Raw genomic sequence first — 16,097 nt, forward strand, 5'->3', positions numbered from 1 at the left:
ACGCGATGACTATTTTAAAATCTAGCGTAAATCCACATGCTCCCTTGTTTGTAAAAAATCAGCAGAATATGGCTGATTTGGTCGCTGATTTACGTACGAAAGTAAATGAAATAAGCCAAGGTGGTGGACCTGCTCTAATCGAACGTCACCAAGGCCGCGGTAAACTATTTGTTCGCGACCGAATAAACACGTTAATCGATGAAGGCTCACCTTTTCTAGAGATATCGCAGTTTGCAGCGCATGAAGTTTATGAACAACCAATACCGTGTGCCGGCGTTGTAGCAGGTATCGGCAGAGTGAAAGGCGTTGAATGTATGATCATCGCCAACGATGCGACCGTTAAAGGAGGGACCTACTTCCCATTGACGGTTAAGAAGCATCTGCGAGCACAAGATATTGCAGAACGCTGCCATTTACCGTGTATTTACTTGGTTGACTCTGGGGGTGCAAACCTGCCAGAACAAGACGATGTATTTCCAGACAAACTCCACTTTGGCCGTATTTTCTACAACCAAGCCAGAATGTCAGGTAAAGGAATCCCACAAATTGCTGTCGTGATGGGGTTGTGTACCGCTGGTGGTGCTTACGTGCCAGCTATGGCTGATGAAAGTATCATAGTTAAAGAGCAAGGGACTATATTCTTAGCAGGCCCTCCTCTTGTTAAAGCTGCAACGGGTGAAGAAGTAACAGCAGAAGAATTAGGCGGAGCCGATGTGCATTGTAAAACGTCTGGTGTAGCTGATCATTATGCTGAAAACGATGAACATGCTTTGTCAATTGCTCGCCAATGTATAGAACGCATTAATTACCATCGTCCTACTCACGCTTTACTCGACGATGTTAAAGCACCTCGTTACGATATCAGTGAACTTTATGGCATTGTGGGGACAGATTTAAAAAAACCATTTGATGTCCGTGAGGTTATTGCACGAACTGTTGATGATTCATCTTTTGATGAGTTTAAGCGTTACTTCGGCGACACACTGGTCACAGGGTTTGCAAAAATCCATGGCCATCCTGTTGGCATCGTCGCTAATAACGGCATTTTATTCAGTGAATCAGCCCAAAAAGGCGCGCATTTTATACAACTATGCGCACAGCGTAATATCCCACTTGTCTTTTTACAAAATATTACAGGCTTCATGGTGGGTAAAAAATATGAAGCTGAAGGAATTGCAAAACACGGTGCGAAAATGGTGATGGCTGTTTCATGTGCTGACGTGCCTAAATTTACCGTTTTGATTGGCGGTTCATATGGAGCTGGTAACTACGGAATGTGTGGCAGAGCATTTGAACCAACCATGATGTGGATGTGGCCTAATGCCCGTATTTCAGTTATGGGTGGTGAACAAGCTGCAGGTGTTATGGCACAAGTTAAACAAGATGGTTTAGCCCGTAAAGGCCAAAGTATGAGTAATGACGAGGTGAATGAATTTAAAAAGCCAATCATTGATCAATATGAACACCAAGGTCATCCCTACTATGCTAGCGCACGTTTATGGGACGATGGGATTATTGACCCTCAAGATACCAGAAAAGTATTAGGCCTCGCATTGAGTGCGGCCGCTAATGCACCTCAACGTGATTCGCAATTCGGCGTATTTAGAATGTAAGGAAGTGAGTATGTCAGTAACACTACAAATAACTAAATCAAATGTGGCTGTCCTCGTTTTAAGTCGCCCTGAAAAACGTAACGCATTTAACGATGAAGTGATCCATGAACTAATTCAGTGCATCGAACATGCAAATACCCTTGATGTACGCGCCCTTGTTTTAAAAACAGAGGGTGAACACTTCTCAGCAGGTGCCGATCTAAATTGGATGAAATCTATGGCAGCCAATGATTTTGCAGAGAACCTTGCTGATTCGAAGCAACTGGCAAAATTAATGCATGTACTGGCAACGAGCCCTCTGCCAACCGTATGTGCAGTCCAAGGTGCTGCATTCGGTGGGGCATTAGGGTTAATAGCCTGTTGTGATATTGCAATTTGCCAAGACAATGCACAATTTTGTTTAAGTGAAGTAAAGCTTGGTTTAATTCCGGCGGTTATTAGTCCCTATGTTATTAAAGCCATTGGAGAGCGAGCAGCCAGACGCTATTTTTTAACTGCGGAAATTTTTGATGCTCATACGGCTAAACATTTAGGGCTTGTGCATCAGGTAACAGGCAAATTAGAGTGTGCACTAGATCACTTATTAGAAACCCTCATAAATAATGGCCCTGTTGCCGTTCGTGCAGCTAAGGAGCTCATAAACGATGTTGCAGGGCAAACAATTGATGAAGAGATGATAAATTTAACCGCTGACAGGATCGCGCGTATTCGTGTATCTCAAGAGGGTCAAGAAGGTTTAACTGCCTTTTTTGAGAAACGTCCACCCCAATGGCAAGCATAGGAAACACTATGACCACACAATCATTAAAGAAAATTCTTATTGCTAATCGCGGCGAAATTGCGTGTCGGGTTATGCGCACAGCAAAACAAATGGGATTAACCACTGTCGCTGTCTATTCTGATGCAGATAAGAATGCCCAACACGTTAAATACGCGGATGAAGCCTATCATATAGGTGCTGCACCAAGTAAAGACTCCTATCTTGTTACAGATAAAATATTAAGCGTTGCTTTGGATGCCGGTGTAGATTGTATTCACCCAGGATATGGTTTCCTATCAGAAAACAGTCAGTTTGCAAAAGCATGTGAAAACAACAATATTGCCTTTATTGGTCCACCTGCCAGCAGTATTGAAGCAATGGGCTCTAAAACGCGTGCAAAAGAGATTATGGCGCAGGCCAACGTCCCTCTCGTTCCTGGTTATTATGGAGAAAATCAAGACCCTGCGTTTCTGCAAGCTGAAGCTGACAAAATTGGTTACCCGGTACTTATAAAGGCCGCGTTTGGTGGTGGCGGTAAAGGCATGCGTATTGTTGAAAGTGCTAAGGACTTTATGACTGCATTGCAAGGAGCACAGCGTGAGGCCGTAGCTGGCTTTGGTAATGATCTCGTTCTGCTGGAGCGCTATGTAAACAAGCCTCGCCATGTTGAAGTACAAGTGTTTGCAGATAATCACGGAAATTGCGTTTACCTGGGTGACAGAGATTGCTCACTCCAACGACGTCATCAAAAAGTGATTGAAGAAGCACCTGCACCTGGTTTAAGTGATGAGCTTCGTACAGAAATGGGGGAAGCAGCTGTACGCTGTGCACTGGCTATCAATTATCGTGGCGCTGGTACTGTTGAGTTTCTACTATGTGGCGATGAATTCTTCTTTATGGAAATGAATACCCGCCTTCAAGTTGAACACCCGGTGACAGAAATGGTCACGGGTGTTGATTTAGTTAACTGGCAAATAAATGTAGCTGCTGATAAAGCACTGCCACTTAAACAAACTGACATTCAATTGCACGGGCACAGTTTTGAAGCACGTATCTATGCAGAAGACCCAAGCAATGATTTTATCCCCTGCTCAGGCAAGGTGGAAAGCTTGTATATACCAGTTCAATCTGAATTTGTTCGTATTGACACAGGTATAACACAAGGCGATGAAATAAGCCCTTTCTATGATCCTATGATTGCTAAACTCATTGTTCATGATGACTCTCGTGAACAAGCGCTTTTACGCTTAAGCACTGCTTTAGAGGAATTTCATTTATCAGGTTTTAGCTGTAATGTTAACTTTTTACATACACTTGCAAACCATAAAACATTTAAAGACGGCGCACCTGACACCCACTTTATCGAAGAACAAGGCCAAGCACTCGTTGCCGTAAATGCGCTTGAATTAACTTATAGTAAAGTTATTGCAGCTCACTGTTACTTAAGTTCATTAGCAAAGACTCAGATACGTAATGTATGGGATCAATTAAATGGCTTTAAATTAAATGCAGATCCAATCATTAAAGTACCTTTAATTGGCGATGAAATAACGGCTGAGATTACTAGTACTGGCTTTAAAATATCGATAAATGACATTGTATATACAACGTCAGGACAACTTAATAATGGCCAGTGTGACCTCTTTATAGATGGTAATAAACACCAATGTCATATAGCCCTTTCTGATGGCTCTATCACTGTTATGTACAAAGCACTACAAACTGTGTTTGCTTTGCAAGATAAACATTATGTCAGTGAACATGAAAGCGAAGCCCTTCCCCTTGCTGCGCCGTTAAACGGTACCGTGGTTAAACACCTTGTTGAGGTGGGTGCTAAAATAACGAAAGGCGATGCTGTCGTTATTATTGAAGCAATGAAAATGGAATATACGCTTAATGCACCACATGATGGTGTACTTCAAAGCTATTGTTTTGCTGAGGGCGAACTAGTCTCGCATGGTGCATTATTAGCTATAGTCTCAGATGAGAGCCAAGAAAATGAGTAACACATCATTGTTAAATGAACTGCCGACACAAGTACGTATTGTCGAAGTGGGAGCGCGTGATGGATTACAAAATGAGACCGCTGTAACCACGCAAGATAAAGTAACGTTAATTAATTCGCTCGCAACAGCGGGCATTAAAGATATTGAAGCAGGCGCATTTGTATCACCTAAGTGGGTACCACAAATGGCTGATTCAATGGATGTTATAAAGGCACTTGATTTACCTGATGTAAATCTCACAGCCCTCACACCTAATCTTAAAGGTGCAGAAGCTGCGCATGCCGTGGGCATTAAAGAGTTTGCGATTTTTACCGCGGCTAGTGAAGCTTTTTGCCAAAAAAATATAAACTGTTCAATTGATGAAAGTATTACACGCTTCGGTGAAGTCATGGCCTTTGCGAAATCAAATAACATTCGCGTACGCGGATATGTAAGCTGTGTCTTGGGATGCCCTTATGAGGGAGAAGTAGATCCAATCAAAGTACGTGAAGTCTCTCAAAAGCTTTTAGCACTAGGCTGCTATGAAATAAGCTTGGGTGATACTATCGGTGTTGGTACAGCTAAACATGTTGATGAATTATTTGATGTTCTTTTACCTCACATTGATAAATCACACCTCGCTGTTCATTTTCATGATACTTATGGGCAGGCGCTCACAAATATTTACACCGCGCTAAAGCGAGGCATAGCAACGGTTGACAGTGCAGTCGCAGGACTTGGAGGGTGTCCCTATGCCAAGGGTGCGTCAGGAAATGTTGCCACTGAAGATGTTATTTACTTACTTCAAGGGCTTGGCATAGAGCATGGAATTGATTTAGAAAGACTAGCTAGCGCTGGATGGTCTATTTGCAGTGCATTAAACAAGCAACCAGTGAGCAAAGTCTCTTTAGCTTTGAAAACTCAATCTACTGACCAATAATTTATACATATTGGTTTACGACATAATATTATTAAGGAGTGGGCCCATGGCCGGTTTCGATAAAGTAGTTTCAAGTTATGAAGCTGCAATGGAAGGTTTAAAAGATGGCGATACCATCATAGCCGGTGGTTTTGGTTTATGTGGCATCCCTGAAGGGCTTATTAATGAAATAAAACGTAAGCAAACAAACGATCTCACTGTGGTCTCCAATAACTGTGGTGTGGATGATTTTGGGCTTGGTATTTTATTACACGACAAGCAAATCAAAAAAATTATCGCCTCTTACGTTGGTGAAAATGCACTATTTGAGCAGCAACTGCTTAATGGTGAAATCGATGTGGTACTTACACCTCAAGGTACGTTAGCTGAAAAAATGCGAGCTGGCGGTGCTGGAATACCCGCCTTCTACACTGCAACAGGCTATGGAACGCCTGTTGCAGAAGGCAAAGAAGTGAAAGAGTTTGATGGTCGTCCTTTTATTTTAGAAGAATCGATCACCGGTGAATTTGCTATTGTTAAAGCGTGGAAAGCAGATCGTTATGGCAACCTAGTATTTCGCCATACGGCAATGAATTTTAATCCTATGGCAGCTACAGCAGGTAAAATTACCGTTGCCGAGGTTGAAGAAATTGTTGAGCCTGGCGAACTTGAACCTAGTCAAATTCATACCCCGGGGATTTTTGTTAACCGTGTTATCAAAGGTCAATTTGAAAAACGCATTGAACGTATTACCACCAGCGATTAGGAGCAACGAACATGGCATTATCACGTGAACAAGTCGCTATGCGCGTTGCGCAAGAGCTAAAAGATGGATACTACGTTAACTTAGGTATTGGTATACCAACTTTAGTCGCTAACTTCGTACCCGATGGAATCGAAGTAATGCTACAGTCAGAAAACGGCTTATTGGGGATGGGGCAATACCCAACAAAAGACCAAGTTGATGCTGATATGATCAACGCGGGTAAAGAAACCGTGACAGCTGCGACAGGTGCAGCCATTTTTAATAGTGCAGATAGTTTTGCAATGATCCGTGGTGGTCATGTAGACTTAACAGTCTTAGGTGCATTTGAAGTAGACCAGAACGGAAATATCGCGTCGTGGATGATCCCCAAAAAGCTAATTAAAGGCATGGGTGGCGCAATGGACCTTGTAGCTGGTGCAAAGAATATTATTGTTACTATGACCCATGCAAGCAAGCATGGTGATTCAAAACTTCTTGAAAGTTGCTCTTTACCACTAACCGGTGTTAACTGTGTAAAGAAAATAGTAACCGATTTAGCCGTCTTGGAAGTTAAAGACGGCGCATTTCATCTACTTGAGCGCGCTCCTGGCGTATCAGTTGATGAAATAATTAGTAAAACAGCAGGTAAGTTACTTGTTGATGGTGAAGTCCCTGAGATGACGTTTTAGTCAGTTTATACTAACCCTGTACCGACCTCATTCCCAGTGCCATTGGCGCTGAGTTACCCAAAATCCCTCGCAAGAGGGATTTTTTTTATTTCCTATTTTGCACCCTATTGCTGCAACCGCTTATTTTTATGCGCTAATCCTGTTCAAATGGCTTAAATTGTTTATAAAACTGTGAATACCTTCACTCTTAGATCGCCAATAATTATTCACAGATTACGAACTTTCGATACTCATTTACCTAAATAATCGTAATCTCCTACTTTTTGTGGATTAATCAATCGCTTGTTGAACTTGAGTTGCTTAATCTTTGCAAATTGGATTGTTTATTGCTTAACTAGTGTCATATAGTCTTACTTATTTATATTATGCAAACACCTATCAGAGGATTACGTTCATTCTGCTTTGCGGCCAGGACGTTAAGCTTTAAAGAAGCCGCGAATCAACTTTACCTAACGCCTTCTGCAGTTAGTCATCAAATAAAACAGTTAGAAGAGCAGCTCGGAATAGAATTATTTGAACGCCAAACACGATCTATTCGTTTAACCGCTGCAGGAAAAAATTTTTATGATTCTGTTTCCCCTCTTATAAAAGCATTGGAAAAAACAATTAATGAATTTAGTCAGCTACAAGAAAATGTAAATATAAGTATTACTTTGCCTGAATTTTTTGCAAGCGAATTATTGATGCCTAAGTTAAGTGAATGGACAACAGAGCATCCAAACACAAATTTACAACTTAACACCATGAAAACGCGTAAAGAACTCACACGTCAAAGTGATTTATCTATTGTGCTTTCTTCATCGAAGCCAATTGAAGGCGTGGTACACGAACTATTTTCACTTTCCTATTCTCCTGCATGTAATAAACACAACTGGCAAATTTGGCAAGACAAACCGTTACAGGCGCTGAATGAACTTCCGTTGATTCTTCACAAAGCGCGACCATGGGCGTGGCATCAATGGGCAGAGCATGCAGGAATTGATGATTTTTCACCAAAACAAATTATTCAAGTAGACAGTATGTTTGGTGTTGCCCGCGCTGCTCAACAAGGTATGGGGATAGCATTAATCCCATTACCTATTAGTCAAACATGGTTTGATGAACAATGGTTGTTTAGTTTTACTGATTTGCCGTTAAAAACAAAAGACAAATATTATTTAGTCCAGCATGAACCCAGTGAATCAAACGCTTCTTTGGAGCTATTTATAAAATGGATATTAGATACTTACAAACACCTCAAATAAATTTGTAAGTTAATCCACAGCCTTCTATAAGTTAATGTGAGTTCAATAAGTTACACCGATTGAAAACTTTACTTCTGAAACTTTTATCCTAGTATTTAATACAAGCGAACATGCTAGAAGCTTTACCTGTAGGCCTACTTGGTTAAATGGGTACGAGATGAATCAATTTGAGGGAAAAAAATTGAAGACGATACAACCAATTTATTCTATGTCTTTAGGAGTAGTTTATGAGTAGAACGGATACAACGCTACTCGAACAAATGCAAATAAGCGATTTAGAAATAGCCAATAGGATGGAGCTACTCAGTTTAACAAAATCTTCGCTTTCACAAATAGCACAACATAAAGAACTTATTGAAAACAAAATTGACCTTATCGTTGACGAATTTTATGAAAAGCAAACAGAAATAGATGAAATATCACTCCTTATTGGAGACGCAGAAACGCTAACACGTCTTAGAAACGCACAGCGTAAATATGTGATAGATTTGTTCTCAGGTAAATATGACAGCGAATACGTTAACAATCGTTTACGTATTGGTATGGTACATAAACGCATTGGTGTAGAACCAAAACTGTACCTTTCAGCAGTAAAAACACTCAAAGAACTCATTGTTAATGTATTAAAAGATCATATTGAAGACCCAAATGAGTTAGAAGAGACATTAACTACACTGGAGAATTTATTTTATTTTGATACTACACTGGTATTTGATACCTACATAGGGAGTTTACTCGGTGAGATTGAATCAGCAAAAAGAAAGACTGAACAATATGCTAAAAGTCTTGAAAAGAAGGTAGCTGAACGTACTTTCCAATTAGAAGAACAAACACGTCTTGATCCCCTCACTCGTATTTATAACCAACGTGCCATGCAAGATGTCCTTAGAAGAGAACTTGCCGTTGCGAAAAGGCGTGACAGTAGTTTATCGTTTATTTACATAGATGTTGATAATTTTAAAGGTGTTAATGATCTTGAAGGTCATTTAAAAGGTAACGAAGTGCTAAAGTTCATAGCACATGTTCTAACTAGTTGTATTAGGGAAGTAGATCTTGCATGTCGCTATGGGGGCGATGAGTTTTGTATTATTTTACCTGATTGTGCCATAGGGCAAACTAAAATTATCTGTGACCGTATAATTGCAGGCTTTAAAGAGAAATACCCCAATTACTCATTGAGTATGGGTGTATCAGGGGTGACTGCAGGTCAAGATTTAGATACTGACGCAATCATCAAACTAGCAGATGATAAAATGTACCTGGCAAAGAAAGAGCCAGGCTCATTTGTTTGTTATTAATACTGTTTAGTAACTTCTATCAAATTAGCGAGGGATAAAATCTAATACAGTTGCATTGATACAATATCTGTCCTGACGATTAGGCCCCTCCTTTGGGAATAAATGCCCAAGATGAATGCCACTTGATTTTGATCTGATCTCTATTCTTTGCATTCCATAACTATTATCTTCGTGTTCAGTGACTGAGCCTTTTACGGGATGCGTGAAAGACAACCAACCAGTGCCTGATTTGAACCTATCTTGCGTATCGAATAGCGCTTCGCCACTGAGTTTATCCACAAACTGCCCATCTGGCGTGTTTTTAAAAATATCGTACTCCTTACAAAATGGACTATCTGTGCGCGCATTGAAAGCCACTTTATAAGCCTCACTATCCCCGAGTTTAAACGCCCCTAATACTTTATAAAAGTCTAATCTATTAATGTAACCTTGGTGAGCAAATACCTCTGACCCATTTTCTAAAAATATCAATGTTGGCGTTGCCCAAGTTGGAGAAGAAATCGTTAACTTATCTAGTTCGTCCGCTTTTCGATAAGTAATTGGTATCGAGCCTTTGTAGTCATTGGTCACATCTTTCTTTAACTTTTCACAATACGGACAGTAATCGTGGGAATCAATAATAACAATCTGTTTGCCGAGCAAGAGCTCGCTATTATCTACTTCTATCTTTTCCGCTTGATTAAAAACAACCCCAGTTGAGTGATCTGGGCAGTAACCATCTGGATTTTTGGCAATATAGTCTTGATGATAAGACTCAGCTTTGTAAAAAGCCTCTAGCGGTTTAATGATCGTTTTTATATCACCATAGCCTGCTTTAGTTAAGTAGGTTTGATATTCCTGTTTTAATTTAGTGGCTATTTCAAGTTGCTCGGCATTAGTAGTCAAAATAGTCGAGCGGTATTGGGTACCAATATCATTCCCCTGCCGATTTAGTTGGGTCGGATCGTGGCTTTCAAAATAATTTTTTAACAACGCTTCAGTCGACAAAAAATTGGTGTTAAAAGTTACCTGCACAACTTCAGCGTAGTTTTTTTCACTAAAACGCCTCGAAGGTGCTGTTATATTTCGGTAAGTTGCTTTAAAGCCACTTCCATCTGCATAACCAGAAACAGCATTTATTACTCCGGGTAATGCTTCGTATCGTTTTTCAGCTCCCCAAAAACAGCCAGAACCTAAAACCAATGTTTGCACATGCATACTCGCCTGTGTCGGGCGCTCACTTTTTGATGTTAATGCATAACCCGTTAAGCTCATTGTTATAAAACCAGTACACAATAATATCTTTGTCAGCTTGTTCATCCTATTTAACTCCTTAAACCACTACTACTCAACTAGACCCAATAAGTCATTAAATTATTTCATTAAGCAAAAAGCCATACTCGTCGCTTTATATCAAAGCTTCACCGAGAAAAGCTTAAAATGAAGACCGAAATAAGGTAAAAAGCATTTTTATTTTATATTGGTGTGAACATGAAAAATATATTTAAAGCTTCTGCATTAACCCTAGCACTCGCAGTTAGTACGCAAGTAAATGCTGCTAAGTTTAAATTTTCGACAGAAATTGATAGTTCAGCGCAAACAGTTGTTGTGTTTTATAGTCAAGATGGCGAGAACTCACAATTTAAAACGGTTAATACGCAGCTAAACGAGCTCCTTGCTCACACTATTGAACTCAAGGATTATAAAGGTAAAGTCGGTGAAGTATTAGAGGTTATTGCCCCTAAAGGAAGCCAGCATGCACGTATCGTAATAGTCGGAACCGGCGAAAATAAAGCACTTGATAACGCAACAATCGCAAAACTCGGTGGCGATGTTCATGCTTACCTTTTAGCTAATAAAGTTGATTCAGCTAATATCATCTTTGATGACGTGATAGGTGCTTCTGATAACGCAGAGCTTTCAGCAAACTTTGCTCATGGTGCTAATTTACGAGATCACCGTTTTGAGAAATATAAAAAAGAACCAAATACAGGCACTATCGATTATGTTATGGACGTTGCTGATACTACCAAATCCCGTTCACAATATTCAGTACTAGAAAGTATCCAAGAAGGTGTGTTCCTAGCGCGTGATTTAACCTCAGAAGTAGCCACTGAAATGACGCCTGTTGATTTTGCTAATGCAGCAAAAGAACTACAAAGTCTGGGCGTGAAAGTCACAGTGTTAGGACCAAAAGAATTAAAGAAATTGGGTATGGGTGCACTAGAAGCTGTTGGTCGAGGTAGTCAACAAGGCGCACGATTAGTAGTGGCTCATTACAAAGGTTCAAATGAGAGCCCTATTGCATTAGTTGGCAAAGGCATTACATTTGACTCAGGTGGTTATAGTATAAAAACAGGTGCATCAATTGCGAGAATGAAATCTGATATGGCAGGCGCCGCCGCCGTATTAGGAACTGTTAAAGCAATGGCGTTAGCTAAGGCAGATAAAAATGTCGTTGCTGTCATGGGCATGGCTGCAAATATGGTTTCACAGTTTGCCGTTGCACCTGGTGATGTTGTTCGCACAGCTGAAGGCCTAAGCGTTGAAATTGTAAATACTGACGCGGAAGGTCGATTAGTATTGAGTGATGCAATGTGGTATGCAAGAAAGCACTTCAGACCTGAGATAATGATTGATGTCGCAACACTAACAGGGTCTAAAATAAGAGCCGTTGGTAATGACTATGCAGCGGTATTCTCCGATGATGATACACTAGTATCTCAGCTTACATTTGCAGGTAAAGAGGTGAATGAAAATCTTTGGCGTCTTCCTTTAGGCTACAAAGATGCACTCAGCTCAGATATAGCTGATCTTAAAAACATTGGTTCTAGTGGCCCTGGTGCAACAACAGCTGCAAGCTTCCTAGAGCATTTTGCGGGTGAGACACGCTGGGTGCATATCGATATTGCTGGTAATGCGCTAGCAACAAAAGGCAAAGGTGAAATATCACCTGGCGGCACTGGCTTTGGTGTTCGTTTATTATCTGAATGGTTATTAAATAACTAATCAATCTTGTGCATGCATCAGACAATTAACTGATGCATGCTAATTTACGTACGTGTATTAAATAACTCCCCTGATTTACCTAACTACTTATTCCTGTAAACATTTACGCTTGATTGTGCTAATTTAAAATGATGAATAATTACAATGCCAACGTAATGAATTTAGACTCAAAAGTGAAAATTACCGCCCCTTGTTCCCATAGCCTGTTTTTAGATGCAACTCACTTAAAAGGATGCTCTTTATCCGTACAAAAAAAAATATGGGCATTGGTTGAACGCTGTCAAGCATCAACTGCTTTCATTGATGTTGTTCCTGCCATGAATTCGTTGACAGTGTATTTAGTTCATTCTGATCACATTCGTTATTGGCAAACAACGCTATTGCAGTGGTGGAATACAACAGACATTCAAGAACATAAAGGAACTCACCATAAAATTGTGACTCGTTATGGTGGAGAATGTGGGCCCGATCTTGAGTTTATTGCAAACTATCATGGCATTTCAGCAAGCAGCGTTATTGAACTACATATGAATGTCACTTATCTCGTTTTATTTTTAGGATTTCAACCTGGCTTTACATACTTGCATGGCTTACCTGCTGAGCTTCATACACCTCGTCGTTCTGAGCCTAGAGTAAAAGTACCAAAAGGCTCTGTGGCAATAGGTGCAGATCAGACCAGTATATACCCTGCTGATTCACCTGGTGGATGGCATATAATTGGTCACACAAATTTTAGCTTATTTGATTGGCAAAATAATCCACCCTGTGCAATTGCACCCGGCGATACCCTGCAGTTTATATCTGAGGAGGCGTTGTTATGATTGAGGTATTGAAACCGGGATTACTGATGAGTATTCAAGACCTGGGGCGATTTGGTTTTCGACATTTAGGTGTCGCTCAATCAGGAGCCTTGGATACGTGTGCAATGCAATTAGCAAACGCATTATTGGAAAACAATAAAAATGATGCCGTCATTGAGATTACACTTGGTCTTGGCAAATTGCGATTTACATGCAACACGGTGATCGCTTTAGTAGGCACTGATATGAATACTCAATTAGATGACATTCCAATCTACCCAGGCTGGACATACCCTGTTAAGCAGGGCCAAATCTTATCGTTCAAAGCCGCTAAAAATGGCCTGAGAGGCTATCTTGCTGTGAAAGGAGGAATCTTGTGTGAACCCGTTATGGGTTCTTGTGCTACCGACTTAGCGGCAGGTTTTGGCGGAGCAACAGGCTTTTCACTCAAAGAAGGTGATCTGATCAAAGTAAAACCGTATGATAACCCGTGGCCAAAACGAGGTGCCATACTACCACCAAAGCGCCACGTAATTCGTATTCATCCTAGCATTCATGCTGACTTATTGACTTCACAGACCTTGCATTCATTTTGTGCAACTCAATGGTATGTTAAGCCACAAAGTAACCGGATGGGAGTGAGACTTTCAAATGAAAACACAACATTGGCACACAGTCATTCCCTGCCCTCACTTGCAGTAAGCCCAGGCTCTATTCAATTGCCACCCAACGGAGATCCGATTGTGTTGCTTAATGATGCACAAACAACCGGGGGATACCCCTTGCTTGGCACTGTAATTAGCGCCGATTTATTTCATTTTGCTCAACTAAAGCCTGGCGACACAGTCAGCTTTGAATACGTCAATAAACAGATTGCCGAACACGCGCAAAAAAAAATTGATGCTCATTTTGCACAGCTTTCAATCGTAATGAATAACAGAGGCCGCTCTCTACCCTAGCATTCATTTTTACGCACCTTCGTGGTGCAACTGAAAGCTCGGAGGTTATAATCACATCTACTTAGTAAGCTTTACGTGAATAGAAATTAGAGCTTTATAGCCTTCACGCCACACCATCTCACCTTTATAGTGCAACACTGATTATATTGGTGCATAAATTATTCTGAAAATATTGTAAAACCTATGTGACTTAGTTAATTATTTCTGATAAAACAAAGGTTCGCGTTATTAATAAATCTGTTTAAAGCGCACACATGATAGGAATGAGGAGTTACTATGTGTTCAATTTTTGGTGTCTTAGACATTAAGTCTGATGCATCTCAATTGCGAAGCCAAGCAATTGAAATGTCAAAATTATTACGTCATCGCGGACCAGATTGGTCTGGCGTGTATTCATCTGAAAAAGCTATTTTAGTACACGAGCGATTAGCCATTGTTGGTGTAACCAGTGGCGCACAGCCATTATATAACCCAGAAAAAACAAATATTCTTGCTGTAAATGGTGAAATATATAACCATAAAGAACTTGCCGCTAATTTGAAGAGTGACTTTACTTTTCAAACGCAATCAGATTGCGAAGTAATACTGGCGCTTTATAAAGAGAAAGGCCCTGAGTTTTTGGATGAACTTAATGGTATATTCGCATTTTGTTTATATGATGAAGAAAATGATGCATACCTTATCGGTCGTGACCATATTGGTATAATCCCGCTTTATACAGGCCATGATGAACACGGCAATTTCTATGTTGCTTCTGAATTAAAAGCGCTTTCACCGATATGTAAACATATCGAAGAATTCCCTCCTGGGCATTACCTCTATAGTAAAGACGGTGAGCTTCGCCCTTATTATGCTAGAGATTGGCAACATTTTGACGCCGTAAAAAACAATGATGCAAAAGCTGAGGATGTAAAAGATGCTCTCGAGGCTGCTGTTAAACGCCAATTAATGTGTGATGTGCCCTATGGAGTTTTACTTTCAGGTGGCCTAGATTCATCAGTCATTTCAGCAATTACACAACGTTTTGCTGCAAAACGAATTGAAGATAATGACGAAAGTGATGCATGGTGGCCTAAATTGCATTCATTTTCAGTGGGACTTGAGGGTTCACCTGATTTAGCCGCAGCACAAAAAGTCGCTGATATGATTGGCACCGTTCATCACCCAATACACTTTACAATACAAGAAGGGATTGATGCCCTAAAAGAAGTGATTTACCACATAGAAACGTATGATGTAACAACCATTCGTGCTTCAACACCCATGTATCTAATGGCTCGACAGATCAAAGCTATGGGAATAAAAATGGTGCTCTCTGGTGAAGGTGCTGATGAACTCTTTGGGGGTTACTTATACTTCCATAAAGCACCAAATGCACAAGAGTTCCATGAGGAGCTCAATCGAAAAGTATCGAAATTACATATGTTCGATTGTTTACGAGCAAACAAATCTATGGCTGCGTGGGGAGTTGAAGCACGGGTGCCATTCTTAGATAAAGACTTTGTAGATGTGGCCATGCGAATTAACCCAGAAGCAAAAATGTGTAAAGACAGTAAAATAGAGAAGCATATTTTACGAGCTGGGTTTGAAGGGTATTTACCAGATGAAGTGTTGTGGCGTCAAAAAGAACAGTTTTCTGACGGGGTTGGTTATAACTGGATTGACACACTTAAAGAATATGTGTGCAAACAAGTGAGCGATCAAGACCTTGCAAATGCAAAGTTCAAATACCCAATCAATACACCGGACTCAAAAGAAGCGTACTTTTATCGTACTATTTTTGAATCACATTTCCCGGGGGATGCTGCGGCTAAATGCGTTCCTCATGGGAAGTCAGTCGCTTGTTCAACACCTGAAGCGCTGGCATGGGATACATCATTTCAAAACAATGCTGATCCCTCAGGACGAGCTGCCGGAATTCACAACGATGCTTATAAAAAATAAGTATTAAACCATTGTTTAGCTTAAAGGCTGTGCGTAACCTTATACAGTCTTTAAGCATTTTCTATTATTCCCCTTACCTATATCACTCTTCCCTAGTCGTTTTAATACGTCACTCATTAATAAAAACCGCATTGTATAGATAAAATTAGTCAC

At 40.4% G+C, this 16,097-nt stretch carries 13 protein-coding genes; 12 read left to right on the forward strand and 1 reads right to left on the reverse strand.

The window, feature by feature from the left end; translation table 11 throughout:
* The first annotated feature begins 5 nt into the window (after nucleotides 1-5).
* From ATS75_RS02350 to ATS75_RS02385, 8 genes are all read left to right on the forward strand, one after another.
* Entirely contained in the window at nucleotides 6-1,613 is a 1,608-nt protein-coding gene (locus ATS75_RS02350) for a carboxyl transferase domain-containing protein (protein ID WP_058558811.1), read from the forward strand.
* Between the two features lie 10 nt (nucleotides 1,614-1,623).
* Entirely contained in the window at nucleotides 1,624-2,394 is a 771-nt protein-coding gene (locus ATS75_RS02355) for an enoyl-CoA hydratase/isomerase family protein (protein WP_058558812.1), read from the forward strand.
* Nucleotides 2,395-2,402: 8 nt separating this feature from the next.
* Nucleotides 2,403-4,379 (forward strand): acetyl/propionyl/methylcrotonyl-CoA carboxylase subunit alpha, encoded by a 1,977-nt coding sequence (locus ATS75_RS02360; protein WP_058558813.1) that lies wholly within the window; start codon nucleotides 2,403-2,405, stop codon nucleotides 4,377-4,379.
* A complete protein-coding gene (locus tag ATS75_RS02365) occupies nucleotides 4,372-5,298 on the forward strand; it encodes a hydroxymethylglutaryl-CoA lyase (protein WP_058558814.1) in 927 nt (308 codons plus the stop codon). The genes ATS75_RS02360 and ATS75_RS02365 overlap by 8 nt, the downstream gene beginning before the upstream one ends.
* 46 nt (nucleotides 5,299-5,344) lie before the next feature.
* Complete coding sequence (locus ATS75_RS02370; protein ID WP_058558815.1) at nucleotides 5,345-6,043, forward strand: CoA transferase subunit A; 699 nt, start codon at nucleotides 5,345-5,347, stop codon at nucleotides 6,041-6,043.
* Between the two features lie 11 nt (nucleotides 6,044-6,054).
* A complete protein-coding gene (locus tag ATS75_RS02375; protein WP_058558816.1) occupies nucleotides 6,055-6,711 on the forward strand; it encodes a 3-oxoacid CoA-transferase subunit B in 657 nt (218 codons plus the stop codon).
* A 365-nt stretch (nucleotides 6,712-7,076) separates the two neighbouring features.
* Nucleotides 7,077-7,955, forward strand: a complete 879-nt coding sequence (locus ATS75_RS02380) for a LysR family transcriptional regulator (protein ID WP_058558817.1) — start codon at nucleotides 7,077-7,079, stop codon at nucleotides 7,953-7,955.
* A gap of 227 nt (nucleotides 7,956-8,182) precedes the next feature.
* On the forward strand, nucleotides 8,183-9,253 hold the full coding sequence (locus ATS75_RS02385; protein WP_058558818.1) for a GGDEF domain-containing protein: 1,071 nt from the start codon (nucleotides 8,183-8,185) through the stop codon (nucleotides 9,251-9,253).
* Between the two features lie 24 nt (nucleotides 9,254-9,277).
* Here the strand turns inward: ATS75_RS02385 and msrA are convergent, their stop codons facing one another.
* A complete protein-coding gene (msrA, locus tag ATS75_RS02390; RefSeq protein ID WP_058559074.1) occupies nucleotides 9,278-10,507 on the reverse strand; it encodes a peptide-methionine (S)-S-oxide reductase MsrA in 1,230 nt (409 codons plus the stop codon).
* Nucleotides 10,508-10,723: 216 nt separating this feature from the next.
* Between msrA and ATS75_RS02395 the strand changes: the two genes are divergently transcribed.
* The 4 genes from ATS75_RS02395 to asnB all read left to right on the forward strand — a co-directional run bounded on the left by ATS75_RS02395 (nucleotide 10,724) and on the right by asnB (nucleotide 15,944).
* Nucleotides 10,724-12,241 (forward strand): leucyl aminopeptidase, encoded by a 1,518-nt coding sequence (locus ATS75_RS02395; protein ID WP_058558819.1) that lies wholly within the window; start codon nucleotides 10,724-10,726, stop codon nucleotides 12,239-12,241.
* Between the two features lie 128 nt (nucleotides 12,242-12,369).
* On the forward strand, nucleotides 12,370-13,062 hold the full coding sequence (pxpB, locus tag ATS75_RS02400) for a 5-oxoprolinase subunit PxpB (protein WP_414858271.1): 693 nt from the start codon (nucleotides 12,370-12,372) through the stop codon (nucleotides 13,060-13,062).
* The gene (locus tag ATS75_RS02405; protein WP_058558820.1) at nucleotides 13,059-14,000 is read left to right on the forward strand and encodes a biotin-dependent carboxyltransferase family protein; all 942 of its coding nucleotides are present in this window, start codon (nucleotides 13,059-13,061) and stop codon (nucleotides 13,998-14,000) included. Before pxpB ends, ATS75_RS02405 begins: the two co-directional genes overlap by 4 nt.
* 276 nt (nucleotides 14,001-14,276) lie before the next feature.
* Nucleotides 14,277-15,944, forward strand: a complete 1,668-nt coding sequence (asnB, locus tag ATS75_RS02410) for an asparagine synthase B (protein ID WP_058558821.1) — start codon at nucleotides 14,277-14,279, stop codon at nucleotides 15,942-15,944.
* Nucleotides 15,945-16,097 lie beyond the last annotated feature (153 nt).

Origin of the sequence: Pseudoalteromonas sp. H105 (assembly GCF_001469215.1) — a bacterium.
Classification (GTDB): domain Bacteria; phylum Pseudomonadota; class Gammaproteobacteria; order Enterobacterales; family Alteromonadaceae; genus Pseudoalteromonas.